Annotated in this window: 19 protein-coding genes; 13 read left to right on the top strand and 6 right to left on the bottom strand. The window is 61.0% G+C overall.

Translation table 11 applies throughout. From position 1 onward, the window contains the following. Nucleotides 1-4: 4 nt before the first annotated feature. Nucleotides 5-445 (bottom strand): redox-sensitive transcriptional activator SoxR, encoded by a 441-nt coding sequence (gene soxR, locus V2B23_RS05565; RefSeq protein ID WP_033233647.1) that lies wholly within the window; start codon nucleotides 443-445, stop codon nucleotides 5-7. A 64-nt stretch (nucleotides 446-509) separates the two neighbouring features. On the opposite strand from soxR, the gene V2B23_RS05560 reads away from it, so the two are divergent. Further along, a complete protein-coding gene (locus V2B23_RS05560; RefSeq protein ID WP_430949436.1) occupies nucleotides 510-1,913 on the top strand; it encodes an MFS transporter in 1,404 nt (467 codons plus the stop codon). Then, the gene (locus tag V2B23_RS05555) at nucleotides 1,910-2,122 is read left to right on the top strand and encodes a DNA-binding protein (RefSeq protein WP_430949435.1); all 213 of its coding nucleotides are present in this window, start codon (nucleotides 1,910-1,912) and stop codon (nucleotides 2,120-2,122) included. Before V2B23_RS05560 ends, V2B23_RS05555 begins: the two co-directional genes overlap by 4 nt. 8 nt (nucleotides 2,123-2,130) lie before the next feature. Here the strand turns inward: V2B23_RS05555 and V2B23_RS05550 are convergent, their stop codons facing one another. Further along, complete coding sequence (locus V2B23_RS05550; RefSeq protein ID WP_430949434.1) at nucleotides 2,131-3,225, bottom strand: diguanylate cyclase; 1,095 nt, start codon at nucleotides 3,223-3,225, stop codon at nucleotides 2,131-2,133. 357 nt (nucleotides 3,226-3,582) lie between these two features. Between V2B23_RS05550 and V2B23_RS05545 the strand changes: the two genes are divergently transcribed. Both V2B23_RS05545 and V2B23_RS05540 read left to right on the top strand, forming a co-directional pair. Further along, a complete protein-coding gene (locus V2B23_RS05545; RefSeq protein ID WP_430949433.1) occupies nucleotides 3,583-4,014 on the top strand; it encodes a MarR family winged helix-turn-helix transcriptional regulator in 432 nt (143 codons plus the stop codon). A gap of 129 nt (nucleotides 4,015-4,143) precedes the next feature. Then, on the top strand, nucleotides 4,144-5,673 hold the full coding sequence (locus V2B23_RS05540; RefSeq protein WP_430949737.1) for an MFS transporter: 1,530 nt from the start codon (nucleotides 4,144-4,146) through the stop codon (nucleotides 5,671-5,673). On the opposite strand, the gene V2B23_RS05535 is transcribed toward V2B23_RS05540, so the two are convergent. The 3 genes from V2B23_RS05535 to V2B23_RS05525 all read right to left on the bottom strand — a co-directional run bounded on the left by V2B23_RS05535 (nucleotide 5,657) and on the right by V2B23_RS05525 (nucleotide 8,980). Further along, on the bottom strand, nucleotides 5,657-6,295 hold the full coding sequence (locus V2B23_RS05535; RefSeq protein WP_430949432.1) for a YdcF family protein: 639 nt from the start codon (nucleotides 6,293-6,295) through the stop codon (nucleotides 5,657-5,659). The two genes, V2B23_RS05540 and V2B23_RS05535, sit on opposite strands and share 17 nt — an antisense overlap. Before the next feature lie 108 nt (nucleotides 6,296-6,403). Then, on the bottom strand, nucleotides 6,404-7,651 hold the full coding sequence (locus tag V2B23_RS05530) for a Tat pathway signal protein (protein WP_430949431.1): 1,248 nt from the start codon (nucleotides 7,649-7,651) through the stop codon (nucleotides 6,404-6,406). Beyond that, nucleotides 7,652-8,980: a lipase family protein gene (locus V2B23_RS05525; RefSeq protein WP_430949430.1), complete on the bottom strand. Its 1,329-nt coding sequence runs from the start codon at nucleotides 8,978-8,980 to the stop codon at nucleotides 7,652-7,654. 155 nt (nucleotides 8,981-9,135) lie between these two features. Here V2B23_RS05525 and V2B23_RS05520 point away from each other — a divergent pair, with 155 nt between their 5' ends. The 3 genes from V2B23_RS05520 to V2B23_RS05510 are packed head-to-tail and all read left to right on the top strand — an operon-like array spanning nucleotide 9,136 to nucleotide 12,585. Beyond that, a complete protein-coding gene (locus tag V2B23_RS05520) occupies nucleotides 9,136-9,882 on the top strand; it encodes a succinate dehydrogenase cytochrome b subunit (protein ID WP_430949429.1) in 747 nt (248 codons plus the stop codon). 4 nt (nucleotides 9,883-9,886) lie between these two features. Next, nucleotides 9,887-11,839, top strand: a complete 1,953-nt coding sequence (locus V2B23_RS05515; protein WP_430949428.1) for a fumarate reductase/succinate dehydrogenase flavoprotein subunit — start codon at nucleotides 9,887-9,889, stop codon at nucleotides 11,837-11,839. Next, on the top strand, nucleotides 11,836-12,585 hold the full coding sequence (locus V2B23_RS05510; protein ID WP_430949427.1) for a succinate dehydrogenase/fumarate reductase iron-sulfur subunit: 750 nt from the start codon (nucleotides 11,836-11,838) through the stop codon (nucleotides 12,583-12,585). The genes V2B23_RS05515 and V2B23_RS05510 overlap by 4 nt, the downstream gene beginning before the upstream one ends. Here the strand turns inward: V2B23_RS05510 and V2B23_RS05505 are convergent, their stop codons facing one another. After that, entirely contained in the window at nucleotides 12,586-14,046 is a 1,461-nt protein-coding gene (locus tag V2B23_RS05505; protein ID WP_430949426.1) for an anion permease, read from the bottom strand. Between the two features lie 146 nt (nucleotides 14,047-14,192). Between V2B23_RS05505 and V2B23_RS05500 the strand changes: the two genes are divergently transcribed. From V2B23_RS05500 to galK, 6 genes are read left to right on the top strand one after another with little or no spacing between them, the layout of a single operon-like run. After that, entirely contained in the window at nucleotides 14,193-14,546 is a 354-nt protein-coding gene (locus V2B23_RS05500; RefSeq protein ID WP_430949425.1) for a VOC family protein, read from the top strand. Between the two features lie 47 nt (nucleotides 14,547-14,593). Beyond that, nucleotides 14,594-15,643, top strand: coding sequence for a saccharopine dehydrogenase (locus V2B23_RS05495; protein WP_430949424.1), 1,050 nt, complete (start codon nucleotides 14,594-14,596; stop codon nucleotides 15,641-15,643). After that, a complete protein-coding gene (locus tag V2B23_RS05490; RefSeq protein WP_430949423.1) occupies nucleotides 15,640-16,224 on the top strand; it encodes a TetR family transcriptional regulator in 585 nt (194 codons plus the stop codon). The genes V2B23_RS05495 and V2B23_RS05490 overlap by 4 nt, the downstream gene beginning before the upstream one ends. Nucleotides 16,225-16,245: 21 nt before the next feature. After that, nucleotides 16,246-16,872 carry an SMI1/KNR4 family protein gene (locus V2B23_RS05485; protein WP_430949422.1) on the top strand — a complete coding sequence of 209 codons (627 nt, stop codon included), beginning with the start codon at nucleotides 16,246-16,248 and terminating at the stop codon, nucleotides 16,870-16,872. Next, a complete protein-coding gene (gene galT, locus V2B23_RS05480; protein ID WP_430949421.1) occupies nucleotides 16,869-17,969 on the top strand; it encodes a galactose-1-phosphate uridylyltransferase in 1,101 nt (366 codons plus the stop codon). Before V2B23_RS05485 ends, galT begins: the two co-directional genes overlap by 4 nt. Further along, the gene (galK, locus tag V2B23_RS05475; RefSeq protein WP_430949420.1) at nucleotides 17,969-19,099 is read left to right on the top strand and encodes a galactokinase; all 1,131 of its coding nucleotides are present in this window, start codon (nucleotides 17,969-17,971) and stop codon (nucleotides 19,097-19,099) included. The genes galT and galK overlap by 1 nt, the downstream gene beginning before the upstream one ends. Nucleotides 19,100-19,158: the final 59 nt, after the last annotated feature.

Genomic DNA, 19,158 nt, shown 5'->3' with positions numbered 1-19,158 from the left:
TTCGTCAGATCCGGCGGGCGCCCTGCCCCCCCAGACCGAGTTCGTCTCCCGGATTGAGCAGGTTGCAGGTCTGCAGTGACAAGCACCCGCACCCGATACACCCGGTCAACTCCTCCTGGAGGCGCGCAATCGCTTGTTTACGATCCTCGAGTCGCTGATTCCAGGCGGTCGAGATCTTTGCCCAGTCTTTCTTGTTGGGTGTGCGTCCCTCCGGCAGGGAGGCGAACACTTCCCCGACCTCCGACAACGGAATGCCGAAGCGGACGGCCAACTGGATCAACGTCACTCGCCGTATGGCGTGCCGCGGGAACTTTCGCATGTTGCCGGCGGTGCGAACGGCAGGAACCAGGCCCAGGGTTTCGTAGTACCGCACGGCCGACACCGCCACACCGGTGCGGGCCGACACCTCTCCGATGGAGAGGAGTTCATCGCTCTTGCGGATCATCCCAGCCTCCCGTCGCGCGCCCGAAGTTGACCTCAAGCGCACTTGAGACTCTACCTTCATCGACATGCATTCCCCTACTGATGTCTCCGTCGGCACATGGCGCCAATTACTGAGCGGCCGGCATCTCGGGACCGCTACCGTCCTGGCGGGCGGCGTGGCGCTGTATGCCACGAACGTCTATCTCACGACCAGCTTGCTTCCGACGGCAATCGACGACATCGGCGGGCAACGGTATTACGCTTGGACTGCAACAGTTTTCCTTATTGCCTCAGTCATCTCCTCGATGCTGGTCACCCGAATCCTCGGCGCGAGAGGACCTCGAGGCGCGTATCTGATTGCGCTTGCGATCTTCGCAATCGGCACGATTGTCTGCGCGCTCAGTCCGTCGATGGAAATGCTTCTGGTCGGGCGTGCGGTTCAAGGAGCCGGCGGTGGACTGCTTGCGGGCCTCGGCTATGCCGTCATCAACGCCGCCCTGCCCAAGCAGTTGTGGACGCGCGCAGCGGCACTCGTATCAGCGATGTGGGGTGTCGGCACGTTCGCCGGGCCGGCCATCGGTGGAGTGTTCGCTCAATTCGGCGCTTGGCGCTGGGCATTCGGCGTCTTGGTGGTCGCAACGATCACAGTTGCCGCGCTCGTCCCCAGCGTGCTGCCGTCACATACTCCAGGCAACACCACCAGCAGTCCGGTTCCGGTCCTCTCGCTGGCGCTGCTGACCGCGGCAGCGCTGTTGGTGAGCGTCGCGGGAATTCTGTCCAACGTTGCGGTGACCGCAGCTCTGGTTCTTGCCGCCGTGCTGCTGCTGATTGCTTTCGTCGCAGCAGACCGTCGCGCGAGCCATGGAGTACTCCCGCCGTCGACGTTCACCGCGTCGTCCCTCAAATGGGTGTACTTGACCATCGTCGTCTTGGCCCTGAGCTCGACGGTCGAAACGTTCATTCCCCTGTTCGGTCAGCGCCTTGCCGGCATGACACCCTTGGCCGCCGGTTTCCTCGGCGCCGCCCTCGCCCTCGGCTGGACCCTCGGCGAAATTCCGAGTGCCTCGGCAACGTCACCTCGGGCTGTCCGCACAATCGTTGTCGGCGGACCGGTTCTGGTCGCATTCGGACTTGCTCTGACGGCCACGTTTCTCACCGATCAGGCCGGCGGCGGCGCAATCGCGGCGTGGATCGTCGGACTGGTCATTGCCGGGGCGGGTGTCGGCATCGCCTGGCCACACCTGGCTGTCGGTGCGATGAACTCGGTTTCGGAACCAGGCGAGGGAGCAAAAGCCGCCGCGGCGATCAATACCGTGCAATTGATCGCCAACGCGTTCGGCGCCGCTCTGGCCGGAGTGATGGTGAATCTCGGCGCACCGTCGACTTTGCGATCCGCACAATTACTCCTGATCACATTTGCCGTCGTAGCCTGTATCGGTGTGGCGATCGCAGCGCGCGCCTTCCCGTCGTCTCGAGGAGATCAACCGTGACCGAATCTCAGTCAGCACAGCCAGGCGACGGTTTCCCGAAAACCAGCGCGCCGGCAACGCGGGCTCTTCTTGCCGCCGGGTACACCGAGTTGTCGCAGCTCGCATCGGTATCCGAATCCGAATTGGCAAAGCTCCACGGAATGGGCCCCAAAGCCCTTCGAATTCTGGGTGAGGCACTCGCTGAACGAGGGTTGTCGTTCCGCGACTGAAGAATTCTTCACACGACGCTGGCACGCACCTGATTGCCACCCTCACGTTTTGCTTGATACATAGCCGAATCGGCCACTCTGAATAGTGCGGAAACAATGTCGTCCACGGTTTCGTCCACTTCTCGGGGCGCCGTACGAATCGCGATTCCGATACTCGAACTGATTGCCGGTACGTCATTGTCACCGCTCATGAAAGTGGTGATCCGCGTCGACAGTTTTGCCACCGAATTGAAGGGCGCCCGCTCGAGCACTACAAATTCGTCGCCCCCGACGCGAGCAATCAAAGCCGACTGCGACGTCCATAGCCTGATACGCAAACCGGTCCTGATAATCGTGTTGTCGCCGATATCGTGTCCGTGCAGGTCATTGATCTCTTTGAATCGGTCGAGATCGATCACCACAACCAGAAGCGCATTGTGTTCGTCTATCTGCTCGCCCACGATGTCCGTCGCCCGACGTGAAAGCCCGCGTCGATTGAGAAGCCCTGTCAGCGGATCGAATTCCGATGTTGTTGCGTCAGAACTGAGCATCGCCAGCATGATCTGTGAAACGACGGGAATCACATAGATTGTCGCGAGAGTGACACCTATCTTGGCAATTCCCAATCCTGGGTCCGGGCTGTCTCCGAACAGTAGAGACCAGCCGGCCGCAACCGTTGCGAGAGTGGCAAAGACCAAGTGCCCGAGCTGCAACGTGGGGTTGTGGAAAAATGCGATGTATCCACCGATCGATGCAAAAACCACACAGCACAATAATCGTGCCAGCGGATCGGCGTCAGAGAACGACGCCAATGCGATGGCAATATCGGAGCCGATAACAAAGGTGTAGGACCACAGCCGGGTCGGTGGAATCAGCCACCAGATAAGGGCGGCGATCAGGCAGGCAGCCACCACAAACAGGTTGACGGATCGCCAGAACGTACCGTGGGGCCCCGCAGGACTCCACCTCATGAGCATGAGGACCAATCCCATCCCGCATGCTGTTCCACCAACCAGAATCCGGCAGGCCCCCACAAGGCCACGATCTTCGAGGTAACGCAGGAAACTCTGATACTGATCTGGCAGACGCCACCACAGCGCAAGCAGGTCGATCAAGGCTTTCATGATGGAGCCACAATCATTCGAGAGCAAATCTCTCGCTTCCTCCCGCGTGGCGTGCACCTGCCTGATTTCCCCGAAAATTCGGCCATAGCGTGCAGCATAACCATAACGGACGGTCTGACCAACATGTTCGACATGCAATAGCGCCTGGTCAAGCAACTATCCAGCTATGGACCGTCCCGAATCAGACAATAGATCAGCACCGCATCAAACCGAAAGGAGATTCTTGCCGACTCCGTAGTCGAAGACCCGAAGCTGTGGCTAATTTGCCTTCGGGTGACGATTCATGCGGAACTCGCATCCCGCGCCCCTTCTGGTTGGATGAACACCGGAAGTCGACGCACCTAAGGGGTAGCAACAGTGGTTTCAGATCCCATCTCGGGTTTGCAGATGGAACTCGCCGATATGTGGCAGCGCGGGCGCGCTCGCGCCCGTAAGTACGCGCGGGCGATCCACCCCAAACTCGATCCGGCGCTCTACTCCGTCCTCGTTCTACTGAACCGTTCGAATGCGGTTCCGATGTCGGATCTCATTGCTGCGCTCGATATCGAGAAATCGACATTGACCAGACAAATCGATTCGGCCGAGCGCCTCGGACTGGTACAGCGAATCCCCGACCCCGATGACGCCCGGGCAAAACTGGTTGCCCTGACACCCGAGGCCCGCGAACGTGTGACCACTGTCCAGAATCGCCAGACCGACGAGTGGCGCGCACGATTGGCGACGTGGGACCCCGAGGACGTCATCGCGCTGACGTCGCTTCTGCATCGACTGGGCAGCATGGACAACTAATCGCAAAACCGTTGCGTTCTACAACCAACTTAGCCTAATGTTGCATATGTCAACTAACTAAGTGGGGTCGCCGTGGTCACGCATGAAGAAGTCGGATCGATCCGCCTGCCGGAGGCCCTCGCCGCTCCGATGACACACCGGCAGAAGATCGAGGCGCTTGTCGGACTTCTCCTCGGAATGTTCGTGGCTTTCCTGTCCTCGACCATCGTCTCGAATGCCCTGCCGACCATCATCACCGAACTACACGGAACCCAAGATCAATACACCTGGGTCGTGACGGCAACCCTGCTGGCCTCCACCGCGACAACCCCGATCTGGGGCAAGTTCTCGGATCTGGTGAGCAAGAAACTGCTGGTTCAGCTCTCCATACTGATCTTCACCATCGGATCCATCCTGGCCGGACTCGCACAATCCGTCGGCATATTGATCGCCTTCCGAGTAGTGCAGGGTCTGGGGCTCGGCGGCTTGCAGGCGCTTGTCATCATCGTGATCGCAGCCATGTTCAGCCCTCGCGAGCGTGGCCGATACCAAGGCCCGATCGCAGCCGTCATGTCGATTGCAACCATCGCCGGTCCACTCATCGGCGGGGTTATCGTGGACACCAGCTGGTTGGGGTGGCGCTGGACCTTCTTCGTCTGCGTCCCGTTGGCAGTGATCGCACTGATAGTCGTGCAGCGCACCCTTAATCTTCCGGTCGTACGCAGGAAGGTCAAGATCGACTACGCCGGCGCGACGCTCATCGCGGGCGGCGTAAGCACACTCCTCATCTGGGTGACTTTGGCGGGCAAGAACTTCGAGTGGGCCTCCGGGATGTCGTTCTTCCTGTGCGGTCTCGGAATCATGCTTCTCGCCGTGGCAGTCTGGGTCGAGAGCGTAGTGGCGGAACCCATCATTCCCCTGCGACTTTTCCGTGACCGCACCACCTCGCTCGCGACCTTCGCAAGCATCACCGTCGGTGTTGCCATCTTCGGTGGCGCGGTATTCCTGGGACAGTACTTTCAGATCGCACGCGGTTACTCACCCACTGTCGCAGGGCTTCTGACACTTCCGATGGTGATCGGATCCACCCTCTCGTCCAGCATCTCCGGCTCACTCATCACCAAGTTCGGTCGATGGAAGATCTTCCTCGTTGCCGGTGCGAGCACGATGACACTCGGATTCTTCCTGCTCGCCACCATCGACCATGCCACCCCGGTCGTCTGGATCGGCGTATTTTTGTTCATCGCGGGCACTGGCATGGGAATGGTGATGCAAAATCTTGTTCTCGCAGTGCAGAATACGGTAGATGCGAGCGATCTCGGAGCGGCTAGTTCAACCATCACATTCTTCCGCTCGCTCGGCGGGGCAGCCGGAGTCTCGATCCTCGGCGCAGTTCTGTCGACACACGTGGCTCATCTGACTGCTCGGGGCTTGAGCGCAATCGGCGTCGACGCAACGGGAGGAGCCGGACTGTCCAATCTCAATGAACTGCCCGACGCCCTAGCCGACGTCGTCCGCGTCGCGTACGGCGACGCCTCCGCGCGCCTGTTTCTGATTGCCGGCGTCCTGAGCCTGCTCAGCCTTGTTGCCGTCGCCTTCATCAAGGAACGTGCTCTACGCACCCAGAGCGGCGACGAGCAACTGCTGGCCGAAGCGGAGTTGATCAAGTCGCAGCAATAACACCGGCGACGAGCATTCTGCCTGCCACCGCAACTCTGAAGTCGATCATCGCCCGCTCGACATGGTTGGCGCTCGACACCACGACAACGCCGGTTGCTCCGCGATCGGCCAGTATCCGCGCAGAGAATTGTGCGTTCTGGACGGTCGAACCCGATCGGCCTTCCTCGGTGATACGGCCCGGGTGAACGCCATTGGCTACCAGCCAATCCCGCATAGCCCTGGCTTCGGTGACACCCGACTTGGGCGCACCGCCACTGGTGATGATCGGTGCGGCTGGATACCTCTGCGCGAGGTACAAGGCAGCTTGCAGACGATCGACCAACATGTCTCGCATGGTGCCGTCGTCGAAAAGCCCGGCGCCGAGCACAACGATGTTGGTTCCGACCGGATTCAGATCGAGGAGAATCGGCGACCGCCTGGTCAACGTCTCTGCGCCCGTGCAGAACACGATCAATTCACGAACGGTGGTTTGGCAACCTCCGACTGTGGACAGAACGCCGTTGACCAGGGTTACGGGCGTGACATCGGCGCTGGCTGTTGCCGGTGAGAGTCCCACCCCCGCTACCGCAACCAACGAGGCTGCAACAATTCCCTTCAGCACCGATTTACGCACAGTGACCATCAAGCTGGACCCCCTGAAATGTCGGATGTCCGGTCACGGTAACGAGAATTTTGTCTTATTTACCCGTTTTGGCGGGATTGTTATTCAGGAAATATCCTGGATCCGCTGTCAGTTCCAGTCGATCTCGACCGCCGAGAACATCGAGCGCAGCAGATCCGGCAGACGCGCGATCATGCCCTGACCCGCAATCCGTTGAGATACCGGGGCAGCCAATGTCTCGCGCCACAGGACCGGTTGATCGTTCATGAGATCGCGGTAGACGGGCAGCAATTGGTTGGTGATGTATGTCCAACGCCCGTCTCGATCCGCCCAGTTGAAGTCCGGCAACGGAGTCGCGATTCTTGCTGCGCCGACCTGAAACTCGAGCGAATCGGACTCACGAGGTGGGACAACTCCCGGCATCGACGGCGACGCGGCAAACGTGGTCAAGTACGTCAGCGCCCGCCCGACGCTACCTCGATAATCCTTTGCCTCGTCCCATTGATCACCGACGGATTGGTACTGCTCACGCCGAAGCAGTCGCACGTTGCCGTCGAACACCGCTTCCGGATTACCGGATGCAATGTTGTGCCAGGCAATTCGCGCATTTTCGTCGAGCAAACCCGCCCGGTCCAGTTCATCTATTCCGTCGGCCCCGTTGTGAATCCATGCCATATGCATGGGGATGAGGTCCGAGAAGATGTGTTTGCTCATGGCAATAACCTTGCCCTGGAACCACATCACATCCTCAGGTCGAATTTCGTGCCCCACCTGGAGCAATGACTGGAGGTCTTCGGGCGCTGCCACCGACTGCGCGATGGGTGTGCCGACACGATCGAGTTCGCGCCACACCACGGCCATAGCGTCGCTGATCGCCCGGATGTTCAGGACGACCCGCCCGAAATCCACGTCGAGTAGTCCCGCTGCAAAAGCCGGGCCAACCATCCCACCCATTCCAGCCCACTGTAATTCACTGTGCTCGAGTTGAAGTCGCTCGTAGAACGCAAAGGTATTGGTCAGGTTGCCGAGATTTGCATGAACTCCGTCGAACGGAGTCCAGGAGGCAAGGTCGATTCCCGCAGACTCCGTTCCGACTGCAAGCCAATACTGCTTCAGCAATACCTGATACCGCCGCGGATCCACCTCTGACAATCTGGCCTGGTCAAGAAGGGTACGGAGTGCCGCAGAATCGGAGGGCAGAACCGGATGAAGCCCACCTGCTGCTTCGGCATCGGCGTTGACGGCGGCGAGATCGAGGTACCGATCCACCTCGCGCGCCGAAGCAGTTGCTCCTACCGCCATCGCACTGCCGAGCGCAACCGAGCCCACCACAACGGCGCGGGCAAAATCTCTGCGTGTCACAGGCTTTCGGATCATCTACTTGCCCTCCGCTTCATCGAACGCCGCGGCCAGCCAGGCGACGTCCTGCATACCGAGCTGATCGGTGACCGTTTTGTACAGGTTGGTGACATAGTCGAGAGGCCCACACTGCGAAGGAATCAGATCGACGTCACCGCCGTCGGCGCGATAGGTGTCCGCCAATTCCTGTGCCTCACTGAAGGGCACGAGAAAATCGTCTTCGCAGGACGAGATGAGCAGCTTCGACTGCGGTGTCTGCTTACCCAACGTGTTGTCCTCGTAGGCAGCCGCCAATGCCGGAATGGTTCGGGGCGCGGGGTTGGTCAGCAAAACGTCGAACGGAACGAACGGAAGTCCCAAATACAGTGCCTGACAAGATGTCCGAAAAGCCGCAGCAACGTCGCGGCCAACCGGAGTGAAGTGATCGTCAAGCTTGATCTCCGGATACCCGGCATCAAAACCGAGGACGGACGAGAAGACAAACCCGGAACCGATGCCACCGGCGGCAGTTGCCTCGAACGTCGCGGGATCGATCATCATCGCCTGGATCGCACTGGCCGTCACGTTCAGCTCGGGCGCGTAGGTATGAGCTTGCTCCGCCGCAAAGCCCGCTGCGACACCGCCACCGGCAACTCCGTAGATGCCAACCGGTGTATCGGATGCCAATCCGGCCTCGGGAAGTGCCAGTGCCGCGCGCACACCGTCGAGGGTGGCCTTGCCCGAGAACTGACCGACGGAGAACGGATGCGGCGACGTGTCCCCATCGTTTCCGACATCGCTCATCATGACGGCCCAACCGCGTCCGAACATCTCCGCAACGGGTCCGAGTGCCGAGAACATGGCCGGGTCGCTCTGATTACCACCGGTCCACTGGTGACTGGGAGCGCAGTTGGCTCCGAGGCTGTCGTTCGCCTCGGCATAACCGATGATCTTGCGATCAGCGGGAGCGGTGCCGTCCTCGGGAATCATCAGGATTCCGGTGCTGATCACCCGACGTCCGAAATGATCGGTTGTCGTGTACATGAGTTGGTAGGCGCTGACCACGTCCGGACGCACCTGATAGACCTGCACGCTCACTGGGCGGGCTTTGAGCAGGGTTCCCGGCGCCGTGTCGCCGCTGAGCTCCGGTTCGTCGAACCACGGATCATCCGACGAGAGTCCCAGCGGAGTGAACTCCCCCGAGATCTCACCACCCTGGAGAGCTTGCACAACCAGCGGATTGAAGACCTCGGACAGGTCGACGGCTTCCTGCGCCCCAGCCGGCGCCCCCGCCGCGATCAGGGCCGCTGCCAGGACAGATGCAGCGCCGACGCACACTGCTCGTCGTCGTGACGTCGAGTTCACCATCGCCCACGCTTCCTTACTTCCGAGTAATATTGTCCGTTACATAACCATTGACTGGCACGAACCGACAAGTCACACTGCGTTCCCCTGCTCAATTGCGCAATCACGCCTAGGCTGACGACACCTATCCGGCACGTCTGGCTTGGGAGGTTTTACGAGTGAGTGCTCCGACCCGTGTACCGCACGCCGGTACCGATTCACCACGGTCACGCCCGCGCCCGTCGAACGTCACGTGCAAGATTCTGATGGCAGTGACAGGGCTGATCTTTGCGGCATTCGTAGTTGTCCACATGATCGGCAATCTGAAGGTGTACACCGGCGCCGAACACTTCGACGACTACGCACACTGGCTCCGAACCGTCTTCGAACCGTTCCTTCCCTACGAAGGATTGCTCTGGATTCTCCGCATCGTTCTCCTGGTCTCACTGATCGCCCATGTGTGGTGCGCGTGGCTTCTCACCGTTCGCGCGCGCAGAGCCCGAGGACCGTTCCGCCGCAAGGGGTTAGGACTCTCCTCGTTCACCGCCCGGACAATGCCGGCGACCGGCGCAGTTCTCCTGCTGTTCATCATCTTTCACATCCTCGATCTCACGACCGGCACCCGGCCTATTGGCAGCACTGAATACGAAGCGGCCACCCGATCGCAGAGTTATGCCTACGACAACCTCGTTGCCAGCTTCGAACGCCCCGCTGTCGCCGCCTTCTACATACTCGCGATGGCCCTCCTCGCCATGCATCTGGCACACGGATTATGGAGCGCCGTCAATGATCTCGGCGTGACCGGCCAGCGGTTCCGCCAAGTTGCGGTGGCACTCGCCGGCATTATCGCGCTGGTTGTCATGGTGGGAAACATGTCGATCCCCATCGCCGTGCTCACCGGACTCGTCTCGACAACAGGAGTGTGATCAGATGAGCAGCTTCGACGCCGACGACCTGCGAACCATCGGAAGCCCGATCGACGGCAACGTACCGCCGGGAGATCCGTCGACGGCCTGGCCGAACCGCAAACTCGACTACAAACTCGTCAGCCCACTCAATCGCCGCAAGTTCACGATCATCGTTGTCGGTACCGGACTCGCCGGCGCCGCCTGTGCCGCGTCGCTCGGCGAATTGGGTTACCACGTCGAGTCGTTCACATTCCACGATGCACCGAGGCGCGCGCACAGCGTCGCCGCTCAAGGTGGCATCAACGCAGCCCGCGCCCGCAAAGTCGACAACGACAGCCTCGATCGATTCGTCAAGGACACCGTCAAGGGCGGCGACTTCCGTGGACGGGAGGCGGACTGCTTCCGACTGGCCGAGGAATCCGTGCGCGTGATCGACCTTATGAATGCCATCGGCGCCCCGTTTGCACGCGAATACGGCGGGACCTTGGCAACCCGGTCATTTGGTGGCGTCCAGGTTTCGCGCACGTACTACACGCGTGGGCAGACGGGTCAGCAGTTGCAGATAGCGTCGTCGCAGGCACTGCAACGCCAAATCGCTGCCGGCACTGTGAACCTGCATACCCGCACCGAGATGCTCGATCTCATCGTCGCTGACGGACGCGCCCAGGGAATTGTGACGCGCGACCTCGTGACCGGCGAAATCAGGTCCACCACAGGACATGCGGTTGTCCTTGCGTCGGGTGGCTACGGCACGGTCTTCCACAAATCGACTCTTGCCAAGAACTCCAACGCCACTGCCGCGTGGCGGGCGCACCGGCGCGGAGCACTGATGGCGTCCCCGTCCTTCATTCAGTTCCATCCCACCGCGCTGCCCGTCAATTCCGAGTGGCAGTCCAAGACCATTCTGATGAGCGAGTCTCTCCGCAACGACGGCCGCATCTGGGTACCAACACAACCGGGAGATAGTCGCGAACCCGGAGACATCCCCGATAGCGAGCGCGACTACTACCTCGAACGCAAGTACCCCGCCTTCGGCAATCTCTCACCCCGCGATGTTTCCTCGCGCGCCGCCCGCGAGCAAATCGATACCGGTCACGGCGTCGGTCCGCTGAAAAACAGTGTGTACCTCGATTTTCGAGATGCCCTCGCACGATTGGGTCGCAAGACGATCGAAGAGCGATACGGAAACCTCTTCTCGATGTATCGCGATGCCACCAGTGAGGATCCGTACATGGTGCCGATGCGTATTGCACCGGGCGCCCATTTCACCATGGGGGGCCTCTGGAACGACTACGACCAGATGACGTCGATCCCAGGCCTGTTCGTCGGCGGCGAAGCCGGCTGGGGGTACCACGGTGCAAACAGACTCGGCGCCAATTCCCTACTCTCCGCCTGCGTCGACGGGTGGTTCACCCTTCCCTATGCAATTCCGAACTACCTTGCGCCCCTGCTCGGCACTCCCGAACTCAGCCTCGACGACGAGGCGGTGGTGTCGACGCTCAATGACGTACGAGGACGCATCGACCTGCTGTTGTCTGTGGGCGGCAAGCACGGACCCGACAGATTCCATCGCCGACTCGGCGAGATCCTCTATGCGGGTTGCGGAGTCACCCGTTCGGCAGAAGGGCTGACCAAGGCCATCACGGAGATCCGGGAACTGCGGGGCGAATTCTGGTCGGACCTGCGGGTTGTGGGCACCGGAAATCAGTTCAACCAGGAACTCGAACGGGCGGGACGGGTCGCCGATTTCCTCGAACTCGCCGAACTGATGTGCGTCGACGCGCTCGACCGGGACGAATCATGTGGAGCCCATTTTCGTGCCGAGCACCAGACGCCGGACGGGGAAGCACTACGCGACGACGATCGCTGGTGCTTTGTGTCGGCCTGGGAAACCGCCAAGGACGGTCGGCACATCCGTCACGACGAACCGTTGTCCTTCACCGCCGTTCCGCTGCAAACAAGGAACTACGCATGAAAATCACTGTGGACGTGTGGCGCCAGAACGGACCTGAATCTTCCGGCGCCTTCGATACCTATCAGGTTGACGACGCGAGCGCCGAGATGTCGCTACTCGAACTTCTCGATCGGCTCAACGACCAACTCGTCGAAGAGGGAAGCAGCCCCATCGCGTTCGATTCCGATTGCCGCGAAGGGATTTGCGGTTCTTGCGGTATCACCGTCAACAACACCCCGCACGGTCCGGTAGCCAACACGCCGACGTGCCGCCAGCATCTTCGTAGTTTCTCGGACGGCGATCGAATTGTTTTGGAGCCGTTTCGTTCTGCGGCGTTTCCGGTAGTTCGGGATCTGGTGGTGGACCGGTCGGCCATGGATCGTGTACTCGAGGCCGGGGGCTATGTTTCGGTCAACGCCGGCACAGCACCTGACGCCGACAGTCAACCGCTCTCCCACCAGAGTGCCGAAGCCGCGCTGGACTTTGCGGCCTGCATCGGGTGCGGCGCCTGTGTTGCCGCCTGCCCCAACGGAGCGGCCCATCTGTTCACGGGTTCCAAACTCACGCATCTGTCGTTGACAACGCAGGGTCGCAACGAAAGGGGCAAGCGCGCCCGCGCGATGTCCGATCAGATGGAAGCCGACTTCGGGCCGTGTTCGACCTACGGCGAATGTGCGAAGGTGTGCCCGGCCGAGATTCCGCTGACGGCAATCGCCGCCGTCAACAAGGAATCCATGCGGTTCAGCCTGCGCCGCAAGGACAACTGATCACCAGGCACCGATAAGTTTCATCCACGCGCCACCGATGATCGTCCAGATGAGGATGATCACAACGCTCATGACAAACCCGATTCGGAACCACTCGGACGTCTTGATGTACCCGGAACCGTAGACCACTCCGGCGGGACCGGACGCGTAGTGCGAGATACCGCCGAACAGGCTGCCGATGAATCCGAACACCAAGGCCGAGAACAGCGGTGGAGCGCCGGTGGCAACTGCTGCACCGAGGAACACCGCGTACATCGCGACGATCTGCGCCGTGTTGGAAGCAAACAGGTAGTGCGCGTAGAAGTAGACCAGCGTGAGGATCGCGAACGCCCAGATCCACGGCAGCCCGTCGACGCTGGACGATACCTGCCCGCCGATCCACGCGATCACGCCCAACTCTTCGAGATGACCTGCCATACCCACCAATACGGCGAAGAACACCAAGGTTTGCCATGCACCCTTGTCTGTCACCAGGTTGTTCCAACTGAGCACCTTCGTGACAAGGAGGATCGCGATGCCGACAAACGCGGTGGTGGTGGCGTTGACGTTGAGTTGTGTGCCCAGACACCAGAGCACAAGCAGCAGAATGAACGTTGCGGCCATGATCTTCTCGTCGCGGCTCACGGGACCGGCCTTGCGTAGCTCGTCTCTGGCCTGCACCGGAGCTTTGGGGGTTTTCAGCATGGTTGGCGGGAAGATCTTGGACATCACCCACGGGATCGCGATCAAGCTGGCAATTCCCGGCACCGAAGCCGCCAATGCCCATTTGCCCCACGATATCTCGATACCGAGTTTGGCGGCCGCGTCGACGGCTACCGGATTGCCGGCCATGGCGGTGATGAACATGGCCGAGGTGACTACGTTGACCTGAAGCGAGGTGAGCAGCAGGTACGCGCCGAGTTTCTTTCGGGACTCCTCCGGTTCGGGATTGGAATCCTCGAGTTTGCTCAGCGAGACGATGATCGGATACACCACGCCGCCCGCTCGCGCGGTGTTCGAGGGTGTTGCCGGTGCAAGGATCAGATCGGTCAACGCCATCCCGTAAGACAGTCCCAGACTGGACTTTCCGAGTTTCGTGACGAACATCAACGCGATCCGTTTGCCCAGTCCGGTGACCAGAAAGCCTTCGGCAATGAAGAAGGACGCGACAATCAGCCAGATCGTGGTGTTACTGAAGCCCGCGAGCGCCTCCGACGGTGTCTCCGTCTGGGTGATCATTGCGATCGACAACCCGACCAGGGCAACTGATCCGGTGGGAAGCGGTTGCAGAATCAACGCGACGATCGTGCCGACAAAGATGCCGAGCATCTGCATGCCTTTGGGATCGACACCGCTGGGCACAGGCAGGAAGAAGATGATCAGACCGAGGATCACGGGCACCGCAGCGGGGTAGTACCGCTGCATCATCGACGGTTCCCGTTCAACTATTACATCGGTGCGCTCGGATTTGGCCTCGGACATTTGCATCTCCTCGACTTGTCGCCTGACGGTGATTGTCCCCCACTTGCCGGATTTTCGTGCAGTCAATCGCCGCAGCACCTCTCGACACGTCCCGACGCACAGGTAATCATCGAAGTACGCCATTGTCGACGGTCAGGAGAACCCGCATGCGCTCACAACGAATCACCACCAACCTCAAAGTTTCCGACGTAGAGACGGCAAAAAGTTTCTACGCAGACTTCCTCGGTCTGAGCACCGAGGAGTTCAATATGGGTTGGGTGGCGCGCTTCGCGTCTCCCGACTCCGATGCGCATGTACAACTCGTCACGCGTGATGCGACCTCCCCCGAGGACTCGGTCATCTCGGTTCACACCGACGACGTCGACGGAGCGTACGACGAAGCCCGGAAACTCGGATACGAGATCGTGCACCCACTGACAACCGAGGTGTGGGGTGTGCGCCGATTCCTGGTCCGGGCCCCGGACGGCAACGTTGTCAACATCGTGGCTCATCGTGACTGACCCCGGGCCGTTCGACGTTTTAGGTCATTTGACCTAGAGTTGGCGGCATGACCGACTCACTGCGCCACGACCCCGACGGTGCCATCCTCGTAGCTGGTGGATACGGAACCGTCGGCAGCGCGCTGACCGCCCTGCTTGCACCTGACTTTTCGCTACTCCTGACCGGACGTACCCCCGAGAAGGGCGCCGAGTCGGCCCGTCGGCACGGAGCCTCCGTCCGCCGCTGGGACCTCACCGATCCGACGCCTTTCGACGCCTCGGTTCGTGCGGTCGTGTCCGCCGTCAACGATCCACACGATCGCGTGCTGACTGCCGCAGTCCAAGCGGGAATACCCTACGTAGACATCACCCGCTGGACTGCGCGGGTCGCCCGCGCAGCCACTGTCGCAAGCCAGATGTCACCCACCGCACCGGTTTACCTGTCGTCCGGCTGGATGGGCGGTGTCACCAACATCGTTGCCGCCGCGCTCGCCGACGAACTCGGCGGCGCCGACACGATCAACGTCTCGATTCGCTACGACGTCAACGACATTGCCGGCCTCGACTCCGTCGAGTTCATGGACCGCCTCGGTCAGGACTTCGAGGTTATGCAGAACGGAAACCCGGTCACTGTCAGCCCGTTGACCGATACTCGCTGGGTGGATTTCCGGGGATCGCGCACCAAGGTCGGAAGGATCGACACTCCCGAGCAATTCACTTTTCCGTTGACCCTGAATGTCGATACTGCAAGCACGCGAATCGGTTTCAGCTCGAATGCGTCCACAACCGCACTGCTCGCCGCCAAGAAGGTCGGTCTGTTTCGCTGGGGACGCGGAGAACGCTTCACACCGCTCCGACGTGGTTTGCTGTACTCACCCGGCACAGGTGGTAGCGCTCAGGTACGAGTCGACGTCACCGGGACGAACGGCGCTACCACCGCAACAATTGTCGATCCGCTAGGCCAGGCGCATCTCACAGCAGTAGGCGGCGCACTCGCAGTGCGGCACGTCCTGAGCGACGACGCACGTCCCGGAGTTGCCTTCCCCGAATCAGTTCCGAATCCGGGCCGCGCTGTCTCCGAGTTGGAGAATCTCGGCGTGGCAGTATTACGAACATGACCCCGACCAAGGGCGCCATTCGCGCGGCAGCACTCCTCGACGCTGCAGAACAGGTACTGACGACGCAGGGTAACGCAAACGCTGCCATGCGCGACTTTGCCGCCGCGGCGGGCGTGCGGGTGGGGCATCTGCAGCACTACTACCCCACCCGCGCCGACCTGATCCGTGCAGTCATGGCGCGCGCGTTGACCCGTTCGCTCGACCGATTGGCCGCCGTGACGGACCCACCGCAGACGGTGTCCCGCGAGGAATCCGAGCAGTTCGTCAGAATCCTGCTCGGCGAACAGGACGACCCGGCCACTGTTCGGCTGTACGTCGAGGTGTGGGCATTATCCGCCGCCGACGAGGAAGTCTCCGTTGTGGTCCGAGATTTCTACGCGCAGTACGTCTCGCACGTGGAGCGGGTCGTCGCGTGCACTCAACCTGATCTTGATGCCACGGGGCGCACAGCAACGGCGCAGACGATTGTGAGCCTGCTCGAAGGTTCTGCAGTTCTCCGCTCGGGAATCGCGGGCCGCAAGTCCGAGGATTCGGACCGAACACTGGTGAACACGCTGCAGTACCTGATTCACGGGTCCTGACGCGGACGTATCGTAAAGCCCATGAGCGTTGCAAACGAATGGGGTCGAATCACCACCTGGTGCCGCACACACGCACCGGTGACAGCGGCCGCGTTTCATCCAGGGCTCAGTGACAGCATCATCGACGAGTTCGAAGCGTCGACCGGTGTTTCGTGGCCTCAGGACCTTCGTGATCTCTATCGAGTCCAGAACGGCAGCCTGACTCACGACGACAGGACCGGACTCTTTCTCGGAAGCGTTCTTCCCGACAAGTTCTTGTACCCCATCGACGTCGCGACGGAGGTTCGTCTCACGCTGCTGGAAACGTGGGACGAGACGATCTACGAGAATCCCGACCTCTATCCCGCAGACGAGATGGATCGACGCGATCGAGACGATGCGGGTAGTGCTGCAAACATGTTCATCCCGACGTTCATTCCCTTTGCCGGACTGGATGAATACCACTATTTCGTTGACACACGGGGCGGTGCCCTGCACCATTGCGTAACCGAATACGCGTCGGACGGGACCGACAACGGCGGACCGATCTGGGCGTCCGTCTCCGTCATGTTGGCGGCCCACGCCACCGCACTCGAGACCGGCGACACCATCGGAGTGTGGAAACCTGTTGTGAGCAAGGGTGTTCTGGAATGGGAAGTTGACGCATGACTCCAGCGCCCGGTCCGACGCGTCGGACGCTCGCCGACGGTCGACACATCTACTACTACGACGACGCGGGCACCACCCACACGAGGACCGCACGCGATCTACGCGAACTACCCTCCGCCACAAACGAGTCGCACATGCGGTTCGACGTACTGACCGGCGAGTGGATCACGATGGCGTCGCATCGAATGACACGAACGCACCTACCCAGCGCAGCGCAATGCCCCCTCTGCCCCACCACTCGAGTCGGCGCCCCCACCGAAATACCCGAGACCAACTACGACGTCGCAGTGTTCGAAAATCGGTTTCCCAGTTTTGCGCCCGAACGAGGTGAAGTAATGCCCGCCAGCCGTTTCGGGCCCGATGATCGGCGCGCAGACGGCCACTGCGAGGTGATGTGCTTCTCGAGCGATCACACGGCTTCGGTGGGCGAACTACCGGCCGAACGCCTGCGCACTATCGTCGGCGCGTGGATCTCGCGGACGGAGGAGTTGTCGGCGGATCCATCGGTGGAGCAAGTGTTCTGCTTCGAGAACCGCGGAGAAGAGATCGGTGTGACTCTCACCCATCCCCACGGCCAGATCTACGCCTACCCCTACGTCACACCGCGAACCCAGGCGATGCTGGTTCAGGCGGACAAGCACTTTCAGAGCACCGGACGCTCACTCCTCGCGGACGTCCTTGCCTTCGAACGACGCGACGGGGCCCGAGTGGTCTACTCCGGGGAGCATTGGAGTGCCTACGTCCCGGCCGCCGCGCGCTGGCCCATCGAGATTCATCTGGCACCGCACCGCGACGTCCCCGACCTCCCGTCACTGAATACCGAAGAGCGCGAGGAACTTGCGCATGTCTATCAAGACCTACTGCGGCGCATCGACGGCTTCTATCCGGGAGTCGACCGCGTGCCGTACATAGCGGCGTGGCATCAGGCTCCGATTCGCATCGATCGGCATCTCTGGCGATTGCACCTGCAGTTGTTCTCGATCCTGCGTGCACCCGGCAAACTCAAGTACCTCGCCGGGTCCGAGTCGGCGATGGGCGCCTGGATCAGCGACACGGTGCCCGAGGCAGTCGCAACCCGCCTACGTGAGCTCGCTTGATGAGTTCCGTATCGAAAGATTCTGTACTCCAACAATTCCGCGACACGTACGGATATCAGGCAACCGGCGTGTGGTCGGCGCCGGGCCGCATCAACCTGATCGGCGAGCACACCGACTACAACAGCGGGTTATGCCTGCCCGTCGCACTAGAGCAACGGACGCTGGTAGCAGTTGCCCCGCGCGACGACCAGGCCGTCCGCATACACAGCAGACAGTCCGAAGCGACATATGTGGGTGCCGTCGGCGAAATCGGCGCAGACTGGGCGGCGTACCCCACGGCAGTCCTGTGGTCGCTTGCCCGCGAAGGCATGACCGTTGGTGGCATCGATCTGGTAATCGACTCGTCGGTTCCGGTAGGAGCTGGCCTGTCCAGTTCAGCCGCTCTCACCTGTTCAGTTGCCCTGGCGGTCAATGATCTTCACGGTTCGATGTTCACCAGGGATCAGCTGGTGCAGGTGTGCATCCGAGCCGAGAACGACGGCGTCGGCGCACCGACCGGCGGCATGGATCAAACCATAGCGCTGTTCGCCAAGCCGTCGACCGCACTGTTGCTCGACTGCCGGGACGGATCTATCGACCACATTCCCTTCGACCTCCACGATGCCGGATTCGAACTCTTGGTCATCGACACGCGTGTGAAGCACTCGCTCGCGGACGGGCAGTACGGGCTGCGCCGCGCCCAATGCGTGGACGCAGCAGCCATTCTCGGTATACCCAGCCTACGAGAAGCCACCGCGGAGCAGGCCGAATCCCTGAGCGATCCGATACTCCGGGCACGGGCACGGCATGTGGTTACTGAAATCAACCGAACGTTATTGACCGCAGAACTATTGCGCACCAGAAGATTCGACGATATCGGTTCGCTGTTGGACAGCTCCCATACCTCACTACGAGACAACTTCGAAGTCTCGTGCGATGAACTCGACGTCGCGGTCACCGCTGCCCGAGTCGCCGGCGCTGCGGGAGCTCGCATGACCGGCGGCGGATTCGGCGGATCAGCTATCGCACTGATACCGGCTGGGAAGTCCGCAGATGTCACCGAGTCCGTCCGTGAGGCATTTGCAGCGCAAACCTGGCAACCGCCCCATTTTTTTGACGTCGCCCCGGGCGGTTCGGCCAGCCGCCTTTGAGCGAACGTACCTCTCATCGCCTCAGATGCGCCGAAAGGTACGTTCGCTCCCTCGAGATC

The organism is Rhodococcus sp. 24CO (assembly GCF_050586165.1).
Lineage (GTDB): Bacteria > Actinomycetota > Actinomycetes > Mycobacteriales > Mycobacteriaceae > Rhodococcus_F.
The sequence above is the reverse complement of the archived record's forward strand: the minus strand, read 5'-3'. Positions and strand labels throughout refer to the sequence as shown.